At 70.5% G+C, this 17,670-nt stretch carries 17 protein-coding genes; 5 read left to right on the forward strand and 12 right to left on the reverse strand.

All coding sequences use genetic code 11. The features are described 5' to 3' along the window. A partial coding sequence (locus tag Q0588_RS03950; RefSeq protein ID WP_298743977.1) for a TonB-dependent receptor occupies positions 1-747 on the forward strand: 747 nt, incomplete at its 5' end. Between the two features lie 148 nt (positions 748-895). After that, the gene (locus Q0588_RS03955) at positions 896-1,624 is read left to right on the forward strand and encodes a PepSY domain-containing protein (protein ID WP_298743978.1); all 729 of its coding nucleotides are present in this window, start codon (positions 896-898) and stop codon (positions 1,622-1,624) included. Between the two features lie 209 nt (positions 1,625-1,833). Here the strand turns inward: Q0588_RS03955 and Q0588_RS03960 are convergent, their stop codons facing one another. The 6 genes from Q0588_RS03960 to Q0588_RS03985 all read right to left on the reverse strand — a co-directional run bounded on the left by Q0588_RS03960 (position 1,834) and on the right by Q0588_RS03985 (position 6,797). Then, complete coding sequence (locus Q0588_RS03960) at positions 1,834-2,667, reverse strand: formate/nitrite transporter family protein (protein WP_298743980.1); 834 nt, start codon at positions 2,665-2,667, stop codon at positions 1,834-1,836. Between the two features lie 4 nt (positions 2,668-2,671). Further along, entirely contained in the window at positions 2,672-3,517 is an 846-nt protein-coding gene (cobA, locus tag Q0588_RS03965) for a uroporphyrinogen-III C-methyltransferase (protein WP_298743982.1), read from the reverse strand. 1 nt (position 3,518) lies between these two features. Continuing rightward, entirely contained in the window at positions 3,519-3,860 is a 342-nt protein-coding gene (gene nirD, locus Q0588_RS03970) for a nitrite reductase small subunit NirD (protein ID WP_298743984.1), read from the reverse strand. A 225-nt stretch (positions 3,861-4,085) separates the two neighbouring features. After that, positions 4,086-5,225 carry a CmpA/NrtA family ABC transporter substrate-binding protein gene (locus Q0588_RS03975; protein ID WP_298743986.1) on the reverse strand — a complete coding sequence of 380 codons (1,140 nt, stop codon included), beginning with the start codon at positions 5,223-5,225 and terminating at the stop codon, positions 4,086-4,088. Next, the gene (locus Q0588_RS03980; RefSeq protein WP_298743988.1) at positions 5,222-5,815 is read right to left on the reverse strand and encodes an ANTAR domain-containing protein; all 594 of its coding nucleotides are present in this window, start codon (positions 5,813-5,815) and stop codon (positions 5,222-5,224) included. The genes Q0588_RS03975 and Q0588_RS03980 overlap by 4 nt, the downstream gene beginning before the upstream one ends. Position 5,816: 1 nt before the next feature. Continuing rightward, entirely contained in the window at positions 5,817-6,797 is a 981-nt protein-coding gene (locus Q0588_RS03985; RefSeq protein WP_298743989.1) for an SAM-dependent methyltransferase, read from the reverse strand. A gap of 302 nt (positions 6,798-7,099) precedes the next feature. On the opposite strand from Q0588_RS03985, the gene nirB reads away from it, so the two are divergent. Continuing rightward, positions 7,100-9,622 (forward strand): nitrite reductase large subunit NirB, encoded by a 2,523-nt coding sequence (gene nirB, locus Q0588_RS03990; protein WP_298743991.1) that lies wholly within the window; start codon positions 7,100-7,102, stop codon positions 9,620-9,622. 87 nt (positions 9,623-9,709) lie between these two features. Then, positions 9,710-10,936 carry an alginate export family protein gene (locus Q0588_RS03995; RefSeq protein WP_298743993.1) on the forward strand — a complete coding sequence of 409 codons (1,227 nt, stop codon included), beginning with the start codon at positions 9,710-9,712 and terminating at the stop codon, positions 10,934-10,936. A gap of 12 nt (positions 10,937-10,948) precedes the next feature. On the opposite strand, the gene Q0588_RS04000 is transcribed toward Q0588_RS03995, so the two are convergent. The 6 genes from Q0588_RS04000 to cobA (Q0588_RS04025) are packed head-to-tail and all read right to left on the reverse strand — an operon-like array spanning position 10,949 to position 16,602. Next, positions 10,949-11,725, reverse strand: a complete 777-nt coding sequence (locus Q0588_RS04000) for a sulfite exporter TauE/SafE family protein (protein ID WP_298743995.1) — start codon at positions 11,723-11,725, stop codon at positions 10,949-10,951. Then, complete coding sequence (locus Q0588_RS04005) at positions 11,726-12,745, reverse strand: cysteine synthase A (RefSeq protein WP_298743997.1); 1,020 nt, start codon at positions 12,743-12,745, stop codon at positions 11,726-11,728. Between the two features lie 33 nt (positions 12,746-12,778). Continuing rightward, a complete protein-coding gene (locus Q0588_RS04010; RefSeq protein WP_298743999.1) occupies positions 12,779-13,810 on the reverse strand; it encodes a phosphoadenylyl-sulfate reductase in 1,032 nt (343 codons plus the stop codon). Positions 13,811-13,838: 28 nt separating this feature from the next. Then, entirely contained in the window at positions 13,839-15,506 is a 1,668-nt protein-coding gene (locus Q0588_RS04015) for a nitrite/sulfite reductase (RefSeq protein WP_298744001.1), read from the reverse strand. Next, complete coding sequence (locus tag Q0588_RS04020; RefSeq protein WP_298744002.1) at positions 15,506-15,775, reverse strand: DUF2849 domain-containing protein; 270 nt, start codon at positions 15,773-15,775, stop codon at positions 15,506-15,508. Before Q0588_RS04020 ends, Q0588_RS04015 begins: the two co-directional genes overlap by 1 nt. Next, positions 15,772-16,602, reverse strand: a complete 831-nt coding sequence (cobA, locus tag Q0588_RS04025) for a uroporphyrinogen-III C-methyltransferase (RefSeq protein WP_298744004.1) — start codon at positions 16,600-16,602, stop codon at positions 15,772-15,774. Before cobA (Q0588_RS04025) ends, Q0588_RS04020 begins: the two co-directional genes overlap by 4 nt. Before the next feature lie 113 nt (positions 16,603-16,715). Between cobA (Q0588_RS04025) and gcvA the strand changes: the two genes are divergently transcribed. After that, positions 16,716-17,645, forward strand: coding sequence for a transcriptional regulator GcvA (gene gcvA / locus Q0588_RS04030; protein WP_298744006.1), 930 nt, complete (start codon positions 16,716-16,718; stop codon positions 17,643-17,645). Positions 17,646-17,670 lie beyond the last annotated feature (25 nt).

Here is a 17,670-nt window from a genome sequence, read left to right on the forward strand (position 1 = left end):
GCCATCATCGAGGGCTTCCAGTCCTATGAGGACGAGACGCTGTGGCACTACGAGGCGGGGGTCAAGTCGCGCTTCGGCGGCATGACCGTCAACGCCGCCGCCTTCTACACCGACATCGAGAACCTGCAGACCACCCTGGACGCCGGCTCCTGCTCGTCGCGGGTCGTGTTCAACGTGCCCAAGGCGCACACCATGGGCCTGGAGGCGGAGCTTTCCGGCGAGATCGCGCCGGGCCTGGACATCGGGGTGTCCGGCAGCTGGGTCGAGGCCGAGTTCGATTCCACCGTCCGCGACGGCCTTGGAAACGTCATCGGCGGCATCCGCGAGGGCAACCGCCTGCCGTCGGTTCCGGAGTTCCAGGTTTCGCTGAACGCCACCTACACCTGGCAGGCGGCCCCGAACGCCGACGGCTATGTCACCGTCTCCTTCCAGCACGTCGGCAGCCGCTACACCCAGGCCAGCGACCAGGAGAACAACCCGCGCAGCTTCGTTTCGGGCCTGCCGTTCGGAGGCGCGTCCGGCGCGGACGCCACGGTTCTCGACCTGGAGCTGCCCGGCTACGAGATCGTCAATCTCAGCGCGGGCGTGGAGATGGACAGCGGCCTCGACCTCGTCGTCTATGTGAACAACGTCTTCGATGAGAACCCGCTGCTGTCGTTCGACCGCGAGCGCGGCGGCCGGGCCCGCCTCGGCTACACCGTGGGCCAGCCGCGCATCGTCGGCCTGACCGTGCGCAAGGCCTTCTGAAGCGGTCCGGGCCGGGAAGGCGCGGGCGCCCGTCGCCCAACGGTCGCGCCGCCTTCCCGGACTCCTCCCCCGACGGGGTGACGGGGGCGGGCCGGCCGTCTAACACTTCCCGGCCCGGGCCCGTTCGCCGGGCCGGATGAAGGCGGTCATGAAGGTTCTCAAGCTCTCGACCCAGCTGCACAAATGGATCGCCCTGGTGGTCGGCCTCCAGGTCCTGTTCTGGGTCGGCGGCGGCCTGGTGATGACCGCCATCCCGATCGAGACGGTGCGCAGCGAACATCGCGTGGCCGAACCGAAGCCGGAGCCGCTCGCCCTGGGCGGCCTGCCGGCCCTCGGCGAGATCGCCCGGCGCGCCGGCGTGGCCCCCGTGGCGGCGGAATTGCGCGCCACCCCCCGGGGCCCGGCCTGGACGCTGCAGCCCGCCGGCGGCGAGCCGGTCATCGTATCGGCCCTGACCGGCCGGCCCTTCGGTCCGCTGTCGCCCGCCGAGGCCTCGGCCTTCGCCCGCCGCGCCTACCGCGGAACGGCGACGGTGTCGGGCGTCGCCCTGTTGCCCGAGGCCCCCGAGGAGACGGGCCGCGCCGGGCCGCTGTGGCGCGTGGATTTCGCCGACCGCGAAAGGACCAGCTTCTACCTGTCTCCGGCCACCGGCGAGGTGGTGACCCGCCGCTCCGGGGTCTGGCGGCTCTTCGACTTCTTCTGGCGTCTGCATGTCATGGACTGGGACGACGGCGAGGATTTCAACCACCCCCTGATCATCGTCACCACGGCCCTGACCCTGGGCGTCGTCGTTTCGGGGATCGTGCTTCTCTGGATCCGGCTGGCGCGCGACGTGAAGACGCTCCGGGCGTCCCGGCGCCCCGCCCGCCCGGAGTGAGCCGCCCCCCGGACCCGCAACTCGCCGGGGCCCGGCCGGGGGGAGCCGGTGGCGGCGCCGTCGGTCCGACGACAAATTGTCTTCCGCTTCCGGCTCAGACTTTCAGACGGTCAAGCGCCAGGCGGTAGCCCTGGTGCGGCCTCTCTTTTCAGGAAGCGGGCGAATGTAATGGTGGAACAGTCAAGCCAACGGGATTGTGTACGCCACGATCAGGCGGCGGCGTTTTCCGCTTCGACGGCGGGCGTCGGCCGGTCAAACGAGGCGGCCCTGGCCGGGGCGCGGGCCTCACGGCTCGCCAGCCAGGGCAGGGCGCCCATGAACAGGGCCCCGGCCACCGTATTGCCGGCGGTCACCCACAGCAGGTTCCAGCCCGCCCCGGCCCAGGTCACGCCGTCGGGATGCGGCGACAGCAGCGCCACCGCGAACACGGTCATGTTGGCGATGGAGTGCTCGTAGCCAGAGGCTATGAAGGCGAACAGGCACCAGGCGATGGCGATCATCCGCGCCGTTTCGCTGGCGATCCGGCTCGACATCCACAGCGCCAGGCAGACCAGCCAGTTGCACAGGATCGCCCGCGCGAAGAGCTCGACGGCGCTGGCGTCCATCTTGGCGGCGGCGGCCTTGTAGATGAACTCGCTGGCGGCCCCGGTGATCGCCCCGCCGCCGGCGGTGACGAAGATCGCGCCCAGCAGCAGGGCGCCCACGAGGTTGCCGACCCAGCTGGCGGCCCAGACCCGGGCGAGCTGGCCGCTGCCGACTTTTCCCTCGAGCCGGCCCAGAGCCATGATCATGGTGAGGCCGGTGTAGAGTTCCGAACCGGCGAACACGACAAGGATCAGGGCGAGGCCGAAGCTGGCTCCCATCACCAGCGGCCGCACGGCGGGATCGAGCACGGATCCGAGGCTGAAGATCAGCAGGATGCCGAAACCGACATAGATGCCGGCGAGCGCGGCGGCGATGAAGTAGCCGAGCGGATTGTCCTCGAGCGCCCTGGCCTTGGCGACCGAGAGGTCGGACAATTTGGCGACCGTATCCTTGAACATGGCGTCAGGCCTTCCGTGTCAGGAGGAGGGAAGCGGGGTTCGGGCGTCGCCGACGAAGGTCGGTCGAAGCTGCGGGCGGCGCGGGCGGAGATGGGGCCACGGCCTCGCCGATCAGCAGCAGGGTCGGGTCGTCGTCGCTGACGGCGGCCACCAGAAAGGCGAGGGCGTCGAGACGGCCGTGGATGATCCGCTCGGTCGGCAGCGAGACGTCGACCGCGACCATCACCGGGGTGTCGCCGGTCCGCCCGGCGGCGATGAGGTTGCGGCCGATCTCAGGCGCGGCGGCCCGGCCCATATAGATCGCCAGCGTCGTGTCGGCGGCCGCGAGGGCGGGCCAGTCGAGCGACAGGGCCTCGCCGTCGCGGGCATGGGCGGTGACAAAGGTCAGTCGGCGGGCCAGTCCGCGCAGGGTCAGGGACACCTGGCCGGAGGCCGCCGCCGCGCTCGCCGCGGTGACGCCGGGGCAGACGTGGACCCGGATGCCCTGGGCGACGAGATGCGCCATCTCCTCGGTCGAGCGGCCGAAGATCGAGGGATCGCCGCCCTTGAGCCGCACCACCCGCCGGCCGGCCAGCGCCGCCGCCGTCAATGCATCGTTGATGTCCGGCTGGCGGCGGGAGTGGCGGCCGGATCGCTTGCCGACGCCGATCCGTTCGACATGGGGCGGGACGAGGGCGAGGACGCCGGGGCCGACGAGGGCGTCATGAAACACCACGTCGCAGCAGGCGATCAGGCGTGCGGCCTTGCGCGTGAGAAGTTCGGGGTCGCCGGGGCCGGCCCCGACCAGCCACACCTCGCCGGGTCTGATGACCGGTTCTGCGGCGGCGGGGCGAGGGGGTGACGAGCCCATGTCAGGCGGCCATCGCCGGCAAGGCGGAGCGGGCCATCAGCACGCGTCCGTCGACCAGGGCCACCGGCAGGGTCGGCACGCAGCCGCGGTCGGCGCCCTGGGCGTGGCCGGTTTCGAGCGAGATGACCCAGTTGTGCAGCGGACAGGTGACGCTGTCGCCATGCACGATGCCCTGGGCCAGCGGACCCTTCTTGTGAGGGCAGCGGTTGATCAGGGCATAGACCTGATTTTCGCCGGTACGGAACACCGCCGCCTCCTCCCCGCCGGGGAGGGGCACGGTGCGTGCGCCCCGCAGGGGAATGTCGGCCAGAGCGCCGATGTCGAGCCAGTCGCCGGTCATCATGGTCCTGCTCCCGGTGTCCGGGCCTGGGTCCGAACACGAAAAAAGCCGCTCTCCGACCCCCGCGCTGGCGGGACTCGGACAGCGGCTGTGCTGTCTGTGGTGGAGGTCGCCCCGTCATTGGGGCGGCGCTCCGGATGGGACGCATCGCTGCGTCAGGACCAAGGTTTGCTCATTCCGGCTGACTTCGCAAGTGCAAAAAATCGGTCGCAACCGCACAGGCGCCGTTCAGGGCCGTCCGGGGGCTCCGAAGCCGGCGATGTAACCATCGACATCGGCCGGATCGAACCGCCGCCCGTCGAAGACGTCGAACGCCGGCGGAGCGGCCGGCCCGAGGCCCAGCGCCCGCTGATACAGGTCGGGCCGGAACAGGCCGGCGGCCGCCGCCTGGGCCTCACGGCTGGCGGAGACCATGCCCCACCGGACCAGCTGGGCGTAGATCCACAGGCCATGGTCGGGAGACGGCGCATTGGCGCCCTCCCGGTGCAACATCAGGAAGTCCGGCGCCTCGACCGGGGGCGTTCCCCGCTGCAGGATCAGGCGACCCTCCAGCGCCGGCAGGATACGTTCGGGCGCCAGGTCGAGGTGATCAGGGTGGGCCAGCATCCGGGCCAGGAGCTCATGATTGGCCGGGTCGTCACACCAGACGGCGGCGCGGTCGAGCGCCCGGATCAGGCGGTCCTGGGTCTCCGGGTTGGCCTCGGCCCAGTCGGCGCGGACCGCCAGGACCTTCTCCACGCCACGGCGCCAGAGATTGACCCCGAGGGCGGCGATCTCGCCCAGGCCCTCGGCCACGGCCAGGCTGCCCCAGGGCTCGCCGGCGATGAAGCCGTCGACTTCTCCGGCCCGCAGCGCCTCGACCATCAGCGACGGGGGCAGGACGCGCAGGGTCATGTCGCGGTCCGGATCAACGCCCGCCGTCGCCAGCCAGTAGCGCAGCATCAGGGCATGGCTGGAGAAGCGGTGAACCACGCCGATGACCGGCTTGCGCCGGTGCAGGCCGATGGCCGAGGCGAAGTCGTGGGCCGTGGCGACGGGATCGTCGACACGGTTGCGGGGTGAGGGGTCAAGCGCCGCCGCGAAGTCGGGGGCCAGGGTCAGGGCGTTGCCGTTCGCCCCCAGCCGGAAGGGCGCCAGAATCCGCGCCGGCTGCTGGCTGAGGCCGAGGGTCACGGCGACGGCCAGCGGGGCCAGCATGTGGGCGGCCTGCACCTGGCCATAGACCAGCCGGTCGCGCACTGTCGCCCAGGAGGTGCTGCGCACCAGGGTCAGGTCGAGGCCCTCGTCCTCGGCGAACCCGCCCATCCTCGCGGCCGCCAGGATGGCGCTGTCGGTGAGGGGCAGGAAGGCGATGGAAAGCGGGATCACCGGACGCCTCCTTGGGGCGGGTCGAGCAGGGCGTGGGCGGTTATCAGGGCGTCGGCGACCTCCACCAGCTTGCGGCCCTGATTCATCGCCGTCGACCGCAACAGCGCGTAGGCGTCGGGTTCCGACAGGCCGCGCTCCTGCATCAGGATGGCCTTGGCCCGATCGACGATCTTGCGTTCGGCCAGGGCGGATCGGGCCTCGTCGCGCTCGGCCCGGAGCGCGGAGAAGGCGTTGAACCGCCGGATGGCGAGTTCGAGGATCGGTTTGACGCGCTCCTTGCGCAGGCCGTCGACGACATAGGCCGAGACACCGGCGTCGATGGCCGCGCCGATCATGGCCTCGTCGGATCGATCGACGAACATGGCGATCGGCCGGGCGAGGGCGCGGCTCACGGCCAGCATCTCCTCGAGGGCGTCGCGGCTGGGATCGCCGAGGTCCATCAGCACGATGTCGGGGGCCATGCGTTCGAGCCGGGCGACGAAGGCGCCGTGCGGCGCGACGACCTCGATGTCGTCATAGCCCGCCTCGACCAGTCCATCCTTCAGGATGCTGGCGCGCAGTCCACTGTCATCGACGATCGCGATGCGCATGTCAGCCGTCGGTCAGGCCGGGGACGACGGTGACGACGACCCCGGCGGCTTCCAGGGCGGCCTGTTCGCGGCGTCCGGGCTCGCCCGGATCGCCGGCGTGCAGGCGGACCACCCGGCAGCCGGAGGCCGCCTCGCGGACCATCAGGGCCTCGACCTCCGCCTCCGGGATTGCCCCGACGGGCCCGAGCGAAATCCGCGACGCATCGCGCCGCGCCCGGGCCAGGACCGCGTCGCCGACGGCGTCGTCGTGGATCAACAGGTCGGCGTCCTGCAGGGTGGCGAGGGCCTTGAGCGTCAGCAGTTCCGGATCGCCGGGCCCGGCGCCGACGATCGCCACAGAGCCGGCGCCGGGTTCCGAAGCCTCGAGCTCGCGCAGGATTTCGCGGCGGGCCTCGTCGAGACGTCCGGCCGCCGCCAGGTCCGCCGCGGCGCCTCGAAAGGCGCGCTCCCAGAAGCGGCGGCGGGCGAGGAAGTCCGGGACCGAGGCCTTGACGGTGTCACGCAGCTCGCCGGCCAGACTGGCCAGGGCGCCGACGGAGGCGGGCACGACAGCCTCGATCCGGGCGCGCAGGTCGCGGGCGAGGATCGGGGCCGCGCCGCTCGTGGCGATGGCGACCACGACCTGATCGCGGTCGATCAGGGCCGGGGTGTGGAAGTCGCTCAGCGCCGGCCGGTCGACGACATTGACCATCGCTCCGGCCCTCCGGGCCTCGGCGGCGAGACGCGCGGCCTCGCCCTCGTCCTCTACGGCGATGAACACCAGCCGGGCTCCGGCGAAATCGGCCGGGCCGGGCATGCGGCGCTCGGGCGCGGGGGCGGATCGGGGCGTGACCTCCGCCGCCGGGGCCTCGCCGGGCGCGAACCAGACCAGCGTCGCGGGAGTGGTCAGGAACAGACGCAGCTTGGCGAGGGCGGGCTCTCCGGCGCCGACGATCACCACCCGGGCAGGGTCCATCGGCAGGGCGGCGAGGAAGACACGCATGGCGGTCGGCTCCGGGGACGGTACGCGGGGGAGGGCGGGCGCGCGATGATGGGCGCAAAATCCGGACGTCGGGAAGGGACTTTTTGTTGCAGTGCAAAATTTGGGCTTGCCGATCCGCCGGGAACGAGGCACCGTCCACGGGCGGGCAAGGCTGCCCGCGCAAATTTCGTCCGGCCGCCCACTGTCGGGACGTCCGGACCATCGCACCCCCCCCGGGGTGATCGGTGAATGGCAAGGCCGCCATGCAGGCGCTGGGAAACCGGCGTCCGCATGGCGGCCTTTTTCGTTTCTGGAGCGACGCGATGGACGGTTTCGCAGAAGTCCTCGATCGGCCGGCGGGCCTGTCCCCCGAGCCGCGCGAGCATCTGGTGGTGATCGGCAACGGCATGGCCGGCTGCCGGGCGGTGGAGGAGCTCCTGGCGCGCGACGCCGGCCGCTACCGGGTCACGATCTTCGGGGCCGAGCCGCTGGAGAACTACAACCGCATCATGCTGTCGTCGGTCCTCGCCGGTGAGAAGGCCTTCGACGACATCGTCATCAACGACAGCGCCTGGTATGCGGACAACGATATCGACCTGGTGCTCGGCGACCCCGTTACGGCCATCGACCGGCCCGCCAGGACGGTCACGGCGCGATCCGGCCGCACCGTGGGGTGGGATCGGCTGATCATCGCGACGGGCTCGGATCCGGTAATCCTGCCCCTGCCGGGGCGCGACCTCGAGGGGGTGGTCGGTTTCCGCGATATGGCCGACATCGACCGGATGCTGGCGGCGGCGGAGGCCGGCGGCGAGGCGGTCGTCATCGGCGGCGGCCTGCTCGGGCTGGAAGCGGCGCACGGTCTCAGCCGGCGCGGGATGAAGGTCACCGTCGTCCATCTGGAATCCACCCTGATGGAGCGCCAGCTGGACGAGGCGGCCGGCTGGCTGCTGAAGTCGGCGCTGGAGGCGCGCGGGCTGACCATCCTGACCGGGGCCGACACCACCGCGATCGTCGGCGACGGCCGCGTCGAGGGCGTCACGCTGAAGGACGGGAGGACGATCCCGGCCAGTCTGGTCGTCATGGCCGTCGGCATCCGGCCGCGGACGGAACTGGCCCGGACCGCCGGGCTGGCGGTCGGGCGCGGCATCCATGTGGACGACCACATGGTGACCTCGGATCCGGCCATACTCGCGGTCGGCGAATGCGTCGAGCACGACGGCGAGGTCCAGGGCCTTGTCGCCCCCCTGTGGGACATGTGCCGCGCCCTGGCCGACGGACTGACCGACCGGCCGGGCGGCTATCGAGGTTCGGTGGTCTCGACCAAGCTGAAGGTTTCGGGCGTCGACGTCTTCTCGGCCGGCGACTTCTCCGGCGGCGAGGGCGTCCAGGACGTCGTGCTGCGCGATGCGGCGCGCGGGATCTACAAGCGGCTGGCGATCCGCGACGACCGGGTCATCGGCGCGGTCCTCTACGGCCATACGGCCGACGGCGCCTGGTACTGCGATCTGATGAAGCGCGGCGAGGACGTGGGCGGCCTGCGCGACCTGCTGATCCTCGGCCAGGCCGCCGCCGCCGGAGCCGGGAAGTTCGATCCGGTCGCCGCCGCCGCGGCCCTGCCGAACGACGCCGAGATTTGCGGCTGCAACGGAGTGTGCAAGAGCGACGTGATAGAGACGATCCAGGCCGGAGCCGTGACGCTCGATGCGGTCAGGGCCGGGTGCAAGGCCTCCTCGTCGTGCGGCGCCTGCACGGGTCTGGTGGAGAACCTGCTGGCCCTGACCCTGGGCGACGACTACGCCGGCGAACGCGAGGTCCGGCCGATGTGCAAATGCACCAGCTTCGGCCATGACGACGTCCGTCGCGAGATCGTGGCCCAGCAGATGAAGTCCATCCCCGAGGCGATGCAGAAGCTGCACTGGTCCACCCCGGACGGCTGCGCGTCCTGCCGGCCGGCGCTGAACTACTATCTGCTGTGCGCCTGGCCCGGCGAATACGTCGACGACCTGCAGAGCCGCTACGTCAACGAACGGGTCCACGCCAACATCCAGAAGGACGGCACCTATTCAGTCGTCCCGCGCATCTGGGGCGGGGTCACCAATCCGCGAGAACTGCGGGCGATCGCCGACGTGGTCGAGAAATTCAACGCCCCCATGGTCAAGGTGACCGGCGGCCAGCGCCTCGACATCTTCGGCATCAAAAAGGAGGACCTGCCCGCCGTCTGGGCCGACCTCAACGCCGCGGGGATGGTCTCGGGCCACGCCTACGGCAAGTCCCTGCGTACGGTGAAGACCTGCGTCGGTTCGGAATGGTGCCGCTTCGGAACCCAGGATTCCACGGGGTTGGGCATCCAGACCGAACGGATGACCTGGGGCTCGTGGATGCCGCACAAATTCAAGATCGCGGTGTCAGGCTGTCCGCGCAACTGCGCCGAGGCGACCATCAAGGATTTCGGGATCGTCTGCGTCGACAGCGGCTACGAGCTGCACGTCGGCGGCAACGGCGGCATCAAGGTCCGGGTCACCGACCTGCTGTGCAAGGTCGCCACCGAGGCCGAGGCGCTGCACTACTGCGCCGCCTTCATCCAGCTCTACCGCGAGGAGGCGCGCTATCTGGACCGGACCGCGCCGTGGATCGAGCGGGTCGGGATCGACTACATCCGGGCCCGGATCGTCGACGACGCCGAGGGCCGCGCCGCCCTGGCGGCGCGATTCCTCCATGCCCAGAGCTTCAGCCAGGACGATCCCTGGGCGGCGCGGGTGAGCGGGGCGGCCGGCGAACAGTATGCGCCAATGGCGAATCTGCGGTCTTCCCCCCGGCTTGCGGAGGCGACCCCCCCGTCGGGCTGACGGTCGCCGCCGAGTCCCGTTCAGCCGGCCTTCCGTCCCCGGCCTCCCGCCGGCCCGACGACTCATGTCCAGCAAGGATGCACGCCCATGAAACCTGCCGCCCTTCTCGCCGCGACCTGTCTCGCCGCCCTCTCCACCCCGGCCATGGCGCAGACGGCCCCGGCGGCGGCCCCGTCCGATGGCGTCGTCCTCAAGCCGTCGCTGGACGCCCGGCTGCGGTATGAGGCCGTGGACCGCGACGCGCCGCTGACCGACGCCCGGGCCGCGACCCTGCGTCTGCGTCCCGGGGTCGAGATATCCAGCGGAGCCTGGTCCATCCTTGCCGAAGGGGAGGCGACCGTCGCCCTGCGCGACGACTACAACGACGCCATCCCGACCAATGGCGTCGAGCCGTTCGCCAATGTGGCCGATCCCGAAACCATCGAGCTGAACCGGCTGCAACTGCGCTACGCCACGTCGCCCCTGACCGTGACGGTCGGTCGCCAGCGGATCAATCTGGACGACCAGCGCTTCGTCGGCGCGTCCGGCTGGCGTCAGAACGAGCAGACCTTCGACGCGGTCCGGGCCGAAGGCCGCCTCGGCGCCCTGAAGCTCGACCTGGCCTACGGCAATTCGCAAAGGACGATTCTCGGCGCGGATGCCGGGCCCCGGCGCGCCTGGTCCGGCGACTTCGCCCTGTTCGGCGCCAGCGGGACGGCGGGTCCATTCACCGTCAAGGGTTTCGCCTATCTGCTCGACTTCGACGACCCGCTCCAGGCGATGAGCTCGAGCGACACCATGGGCGTCCGCATCAACGGCGCCGTTTCCGTGCCCGGCTTGGCCCCGGTCTCGCTGACGGCCAGCTATGCGCGCCAGACCGACGCCGGAACCAACCCCTCCGACTATGCGGCCGACTATGTCCTGGTCGAAGCCACGACCGCTGTGGCGGAATTCACGTTCACCGCCACTCTTGAGGACCTGGGGGCGGACCAGGGGCGCGGCCTGCAGACGCCGCTGGCGACCCTGCACAGGTTCAACGGCTGGGCCGATGTGTTCACGACCACCCCGCCCGAGGGCCTGCGCGACCTGTCATTGACCCTCACGCGACCGCTTCCGGGCGTCGAAGCCTTGCCGGGACTCTCCGCCAGCCTCGCCCTCCATGATTTCGACAGCTCCGGCGGCGGTCGGGCCTATGGCCGGGAATGGGACGCCCTGGTCAGCTTCAAACCGGGACCGTTCGTGGTCACGGTCAAATACGCCGACTATGACGCCGACGGCTTCCAGGCCGACGTCCGCAAGGCCTGGGTGCAGCTGGAGTGGGCCTTGCAGCCCTAGGAGCTGTGGACTCTAGGGATTCCCGCTGGGGCCGGCCAACTGGATGACCGCCAGAAGCAGGAGCAGCAGCCCGATCAACCAGGCGAAGGGCCGGACGGGCAGGACCCGGGCGATGCGGGCGGCCAGGGGCGCGGCGACGACGCCGCCGGCTATCAGGCCGGCGACGGAGGTTCCATACTGCCCCAGGTCATCGAGGTCCCGCCAATGACCCGTGGCCAGGGCGACGACGAAGGTGGTCGAGACGGCGGCCGCGACGACGGCTTCGGCGGCGGCGCCCGTGCCTACGGCCTGACGCGGCGGTTCGCCCACGCTGACGAGGGTGGTCGTCACCGTCGGGCCCCACCCGCCGCCGCCCAGTGCGTCGAGAAAGCCGCCCACGAGGCCGAGGGGGGCGGCGCCTCCGGAGGCCATGTGTCGAAGCCGGATTTCCCGGGCGGACCGCACAAGGATGACCACCCCCATGAGCCCGAGCCATGCCAGCACCCACGGCTTGATCAGGTCGCCGTCCACCGACGTCAGGAAGACGCCGCCGATCGCGCCGCCGATCGCGCCTCCGACGGCCAGCGGCCAGAACAGCGACCAGCGAACATTCCCTTGGGCCAGGTGGGACAGGCCCGACGCCGTTCCGGTGAAAACCTTGGCGGCATGGATGCTGGCCGAGGCGATGGCCGGCGGCGTGCCGAGGCTGAGCAACAGGGTCGATGAGATCACGCCGAAAGCCATGCCCAGCGCCCCGTCGACGATCTGTGCGGCGAAGCCGACGGCCGCGAACAGCAGGAAATCCTGCATTCAGGCGATCGCCCGACCCGGCGTCAGCCAATCCGGCGTCGGCAGGCCGCGCGCCGACAGATAGTCCACGTTGAACAGCCGCGAGGCGTAGCGGATGCCCGGGTCGCACAGCAGGGTGACGATGGTCTTGCCGGGACCCAGTTCGCGGGCGAGCCGCGCGGCGCCCACCAGGTTGATTCCGCTCGATCCGCCCAGGGACAGTCCTTCCTCCCGAACCAGATCGAAGATGACCGGCAGGAACTCGGCGTCCTCGATCCGGAAGGCGTGGTCCGGCGTGAAGCCCTCGAGATTGCCGGTGATCCGGCCCACCCCGATGCCCTCGGTGATCGAGGAGCCTTCGGCCTTCATCTCGCCGCGGGTGAACCAGCTGTAGAGCGAGGCGCCGGCCGGGTCGGCGAGGGCGACCTGTATCTCCGGATTGCGTTCCTTCAGGAAGCTTCCCGCCCCCGCCAGGGTGCCGCCGGACCCGACGACGCTGACGAAGCCATCGATGCGGCCTCCCGTCTGCTCCCATATCTCCGGGCCGGTCCCCTCGTAGTGGGAGAGGCGATTGGAGACGTTGTCGAACTGATTGGCCCAGAAGGCGCCATCCGGAAGCTCGGCGTCGAGCTCTCGCGCCAGACGGGCCGAGTGATGAACGAAATGGCTGGGGCTGGAGAAGGGGGCCGCGTCCACCTCGACCAGCCGGGCGCCCAGGGCCCGCAGGGCCAGTTTCTTCTCTTCCGACTGGGTGCGCGGCATGACGATGACGGCCGGGTGTCCCAGCGCGGCTCCGACCAGACTCAGACCGATCCCGGTATTGCCGGCGGTGCCCTCGACGATGGTCCCGCCCGGACGCAGCTCGCCCGACGCCCGGGCCCGCTGAACGATGGACAGGGCGGCGCGATCCTTGATCGACTGGCCGGGGTTCAGGAACTCCGCCTTGCCTAAAATCTCACACCCGGTCGCGTCCGACAGGCGGTTCAACCGGAGAAGCGGTGTCTGACCGATCAGGTCGATGACGGATCGTCGGAACGTCAAGGGAATGCCTCTGGGAACGGAGAAGGGGGAAGATCAGCCGACGGCGAGTGCGCGGCGACCCAGATGTATACCGCATTCGGTCTTGGCGGCGCCCGACCAGCGGCCGAGACGGGACTCTTCGCCCGCCTCGACGGCCTGCGTACAGGGCCGGCAACCGATCGACCGATAGCCCTGGTCGCTGAGCGGGTGTCCTGGCAGGTCTTCGGCGTCGAACCAGGCCTGGAGCCGCTCCTCCGACCAGTCGTGCAGCGGGTTGATCCTGATGCGACCCTCGAACAATTCGAAGGGACGCAGGCCCGCGCGTTCGGCGGTCTGATGCCGTTTGCGGCCGGTGATCAGGGCGTCCAGGCCCGTCAGCGCCCGCTCGAGCGGCCGGACCTTGCGCAGGCCGCAGCAGGCGTCCGCATCGGCGCGCCACAGTTCGTCGCGTGGATCGAGGTCGGCGCGCTCCTTCGCATCGGGCGTCACCAGCCGGACATCGGTCAGGCCCAGGCGCTCCGACAGCGCCTTGCGGTAGGCCAGGGTCTGGAGGAAATGCATGCCGGTGTCGAGGAAGACCACCGGCGTGGACGGATCGATCCGCGCGACCAGGGACAGCAAGACCGCCGACTCCGCGCCAAACGACGACAGGACCGCGGGCTTCAGCCCGAGAGAGGGATCCAGCGCGGCGCGGAGAATGTCCTCGGCCCCCGCGCCGCGCGTTGCGCGGTCCAGTCTCTCGACGACGGCCTCGGGCCTGTGTTGCGTGAGTTGGCGACGGCGCCAGATCGGCGCTGTATGGTCCTCGACGGGCTGGTAGGTCGCGCTGAACGCCGAATCCATCCGCGTCCAGGCGTCGATGTCTGCCTTGGCGCCAAGGACCACGCCGTCAAACCCGGAACGGCGCAGGTGACGGGCCTGGTCGGGAATGAGGCGCCCATCCGCGATCAGCCGTCCGCGATAGCCCCGCTCGCGCAGGACCGCCGCCAGGGAGAACCCCCGTCCATCGCGAAAGGCGTCGAACTCCAGAACCAGCACCCCGGCTTCGCGCGCGGCGGCCTCCACCTCGGCCAAGGGGGTGGTCACGGGCAGCCGCGCGCCGTCGGGAGCAGTCTCAAGCCACTGCATCGACCGCCCCGTAGATGGCGTCCCGGAACGGATCGGCGCCCAGACGGCGAACGGCGTCCAGGAAGGTTTCGCCCTCGCGCCGGAGCTCCAGATAGCGGTCCAGCGCCCGCCCGAGCGCCGGCGCGACCTCGTCGGCGGCCAGGCTCCGGCCCACGATCTCGCCGAGGGCGGCGGTTTCATCCGCCGAACCGCCGATGGTGATCTGGTAGTATTCCTCGCCCTTCCGATCGACGCCGAGCACGCCGATGTGGCCGACGTGATGGTGGCCGCAGGCGTTGATGCAGCCGCTCATGTTCACCCGGATCGGGCCCAGCCGTTCCTGATAGTCGAGGTCGGCCAGCCGCTCGGACAGGGCCTGGGCGACCGGGATCGACCGGGCGTTGGCCAGGCTGCAGTAGTCCAGTCCGGGGCAGGCGATGATGTCCGTGACCAGATCCGCATTGGGGGTCGCCAGGCCGGCTTCGGCCAGCCGCCGCCAGATATCGGGCGTGTCGTCCAGTCGGACATGGGGCAGGACCAGGTTCTGCTCATAGGCCGCCCGCACCTCGTCGAACGAAAAGCGCTCGGCGAGGTCCGCGACCAGGTCCATCTGGTCGGCGGTAATGTCGCCGGGAACCCCTCCGACGGGCTTGAGCGAGACAATGACGGTCGCATAGCCCGGCTGGCGATGACGCCGGACGTTGTTGCGCGCAAAGCGGGCGAAGTCCGGATCCGCCAGCGATGCCCGGTCAAAAGCGCCGCTGGTCCGCGGCAGGTCCGCGAACGGCGGCGGAGCGAAATAGGCGCGGATGCGGGCGATCTCTTCGTCGGGAATCCGCAGATCCTCGCGCCGCAGGGTGGCGAAATGCCGCTCGACCTCCTCGCGGAAGGCGTCGATGCCGAGCGAGGCTACGAGGATCTTGATCCGGGCCTTGTGGATGTTGTCGCGCCGGCCCAGCAGATTCCAGGCGCGAAGGATGGCGGTGAGATAGGCCAGCAGGTCGCGCCCCGGCACCGCCGGCGCGATCTCCTGCGCGAGATGGGGAATCCGGCCCTGGCCGCCGCCGACGAACACCCGAAAGGCCGTCTCTCCATACTCGCCGCGGACCAGCTGCAGGCCGACGTCGTGCGTGCGCATGGCGGCCCGGTCCTTCGGGGCCGCGATCACCGCGATCTTGAACTTGCGCGGCAGGAAGGAGAATTCGGGATGGATGGTCGACCACTGGCGCAGGATCTCGCACCAGGGCCGCGGATCCTCGATCTCGTCGTCGGCGCAACCGGCGAAGACGTCGGTGGTCACATTGCGGATGCAGTTCCCGGAGGTCTGGATGGCGTGCATCTCGACCTCGGCCAGCTCCTCCAGGATGGCGGGGACGTCGACGAGCGCGGGCCAGTTGTACTGGATGTTGGTGCGGGTCGTGAAATGGCCGTAGCCCCTGTCGTAGACGCGGGCGATGTGGGCGAGGCGGCGGAGCTGCCGGCCGTTCATGGTCCCGTAGGGCGCCGCGACGCGCAGCATGTAGGCGTGGAGTTGCAGGTAGACCCCGTTCATCAGCCGCAACGGCTTGAATTCGTCCTCGGTCAGACTTCCCGACACCCGGCGCGAGACCTGGTCCCGGAATTCCTCGATCCGCTCGCGGACCACGGCCGTATCGAACTCGTCGTACCGGTACATCAGGGCCGCCCCAGGCTGTGACCGACGGTGGGGCCCTGCGAGCGGATCAGCTCCTTGAACCGGTCGCGGCCCGAGGGGCGCCCGTCATCGACCTCGACGAGATATGGATTGACGAAAATCGCGGGCTCTCGGGCCGCCCGCGACAGGGCGGCGTCGGCGTTTTCGCCGTCGAACCGGCCGGCCTGATCAAGCGCCTCGACCGCGTCTCCAGACGGGTCGACGTAGATCACCCGGCCGTCGGAAAGGCGGTTCGCGGTCACGATCTTCATGCCGCCGCCTCCTGGAGCATTGTCTGCGGCTGCGCCCAGGCGGCGACCTCGCCGACGATCAGCAGCGCGGGACTGACGATCTTCTCGCGGGCGATCAGCCCGGCCAGCCCGTCCAGCCGTCCGGTGACGATGCGCTGATCGGGACGGGACCCGTTCTCGATCACGGCGACCGGGGTGTCGGCCGCCCGGCCGCCCGCGAGCAGGCCGGCCTGCACCGTCGCCGCGCCGGCCACGCCCATGTAGATGGCCAGCGTGTGGTTGACGGCCGAGAGCGCGGCCCAGTCGGGACCGGCGCCGCCGGGCCGGGTCTCGGCGGTCACGAAGGTGACGGCCTGGGCCTGGTCGCGATGGGTCAGCGGAATCCCGGCGGCCGCCGCGCAGCCCAGGGCGGCGGTGACGCCGGGAACCACGACGACGTCGATCCCCGCGGCGCGCACCGCCTCCAGTTCCTCGCCGCCCCGGCCGAATACGAACGGGTCGCCGCCCTTCAGGCGCACCACGCGACGCCCGGCCCTGGCCTCGGCGATCATCAGCGCCGCGATCTCCTCCTGCGGGACGGAGTGTTCGCCCCTTTGCTTCCCGACGTAGATCCGGCGGGCCACGGGGCGCGCCCGTTCCAGGACGGCGGCCGGGGCCAGCCGGTCATGGATGACGACGTCGGCCTCCTGCAGGGCCCTGAGCGCCTTGAGAGTCAGCAGTTCGGGATCGCCCGGACCCGCGCCGACCAGGGACACGACCCCCGGTCCGGGTCGGTTCAGCAGGCGCAGCGCCACGCCCGTCACGGTCGAGGCGGGCGGCGAGGGAACGGGGGTGGAAAGGACGGGCATCGGATCACTTTCCGGCTCTCTGACGGCCGGGCTTCCGTTCCCAGCACTACGTTCGGCGGCCGCCGCCAACAAACGAGATTGTCTTTGTCGCCCTATTAGGTTTTCTATCAGCCATGGCCCGGACCCTGTTGCCCCTGAACGCCCTGCGCGTCTTCGAAAGCGCCGCGCGGCATCTGAGCTTTTCGCGGGCGGCCGAGGAGCTGGCGGTCACCCCCGGCGCCGTCAGCCAGCAGATCCGGCAGCTCGAGGAGATCGTTCGCGCGCCGCTGTTCAAGCGCGAAGCCAAGGGGTTGCAGCTGAGCGATCTGGGCCGCTCGACCGCGCCGCTGGTGGCCGAGGGGCTGGACCGGTTGCGCGACGCCTCGGCCCTGATGCGGGAGCCGCCGCGCCGGCGCCAGGTCTCGATCAGCGTCGCGCCGTCCTTCGCCTCCAAATGGCTGATGCCCCGCATGGACGATTTCCACACCCAACATCCCGAGATCGAGGTCTGGGTGTCGGCCGACATGGCCCCCGTCGCCTTCGACCAGGGTCAGATCGACCTGGCGATCCGCTATGGCCCGGGACACTATCCCGGCCATGTGTCCGAACGGTTGCTGATCGAGAGCGTCCTTCCGGTCTGCGCGCCGGCGCTGATGGATGGGCCGAATCCGATCCGGACGCCGGCGGACCTGACTCATCACGTGCTGCTGCATGACATGTCCGGAGATGGGGATCCCGGCCGGCCCGACTGGCCGATGTGGCTGATGGCGCGCGGGGTCCGCCATGCCGACCCGCGGCGAGGTTCCCGCTTCAACCAGTCGGCCATGCTGATCGAGGCGGCGGTCTCCGGCCGCGGCGTCGCCCTGGCCAAGCGGACCCTGGCCCAGGCGGACCTGGCGGCAGGGCGCCTGATCGCCCCCTTCCACGACGGCGGCGCGGTGGTCGGTTTCGCCTATCATGTGGTGCACCCGAAGGACCGGCCGCTGTCCCCCAGCGCCAGGGCCTTCACCGACTGGCTGAGACGGCAGGCGGCGTTCCACGAGACCGGGCTGGATCAGCTCTAGGGGCGGCCGGTCGCAGTTTTTCTGC

This window comes from uncultured Brevundimonas sp. (genome assembly GCF_937870815.1).
Classification (GTDB): Bacteria; Pseudomonadota; Alphaproteobacteria; order Caulobacterales; family Caulobacteraceae; genus Brevundimonas.

What these genes read in the sequence shown, in the direction of transcription:
- nirB (WP_298743991.1), top strand. Translation starts at nt 7,100, where the DNA reads ATGGACGGTTTCGCAGAAGTCCTCGATCGGCCGGCGGGCCTGTCCCCC.
- cobA (WP_298743982.1), bottom strand. Translation starts at nt 3,517, where the DNA reads ATGGGCTCGTCACCCCCTCGCCCCGCCGCCGCAGAACCGGTCATCAGA.
- gcvA (WP_298744006.1), top strand. Translation starts at nt 16,716, where the DNA reads ATGGCCCGGACCCTGTTGCCCCTGAACGCCCTGCGCGTCTTCGAAAGC.
- Q0588_RS03980 (WP_298743988.1), bottom strand. Translation starts at nt 5,815, where the DNA reads ATGCGCATCGCGATCGTCGATGACAGTGGACTGCGCGCCAGCATCCTG.
- Q0588_RS03955 (WP_298743978.1), top strand. Translation starts at nt 896, where the DNA reads ATGAAGGTTCTCAAGCTCTCGACCCAGCTGCACAAATGGATCGCCCTG.
- Q0588_RS03960 (WP_298743980.1), bottom strand. Translation starts at nt 2,667, where the DNA reads ATGTTCAAGGATACGGTCGCCAAATTGTCCGACCTCTCGGTCGCCAAG.
- Q0588_RS03995 (WP_298743993.1), top strand. Translation starts at nt 9,710, where the DNA reads ATGAAACCTGCCGCCCTTCTCGCCGCGACCTGTCTCGCCGCCCTCTCC.
- Q0588_RS04020 (WP_298744002.1), bottom strand. Translation starts at nt 15,775, where the DNA reads ATGAAGATCGTGACCGCGAACCGCCTTTCCGACGGCCGGGTGATCTAC.
- cobA (WP_298744004.1), bottom strand. Translation starts at nt 16,602, where the DNA reads ATGCCCGTCCTTTCCACCCCCGTTCCCTCGCCGCCCGCCTCGACCGTG.
- Q0588_RS04000 (WP_298743995.1), bottom strand. Translation starts at nt 11,725, where the DNA reads ATGCAGGATTTCCTGCTGTTCGCGGCCGTCGGCTTCGCCGCACAGATC.
- Q0588_RS03985 (WP_298743989.1), bottom strand. Translation starts at nt 6,797, where the DNA reads ATGCGTGTCTTCCTCGCCGCCCTGCCGATGGACCCTGCCCGGGTGGTG.
- nirD (WP_298743984.1), bottom strand. Translation starts at nt 3,860, where the DNA reads ATGATGACCGGCGACTGGCTCGACATCGGCGCTCTGGCCGACATTCCC.
- Q0588_RS04015 (WP_298744001.1), bottom strand. Translation starts at nt 15,506, where the DNA reads ATGTACCGGTACGACGAGTTCGATACGGCCGTGGTCCGCGAGCGGATC.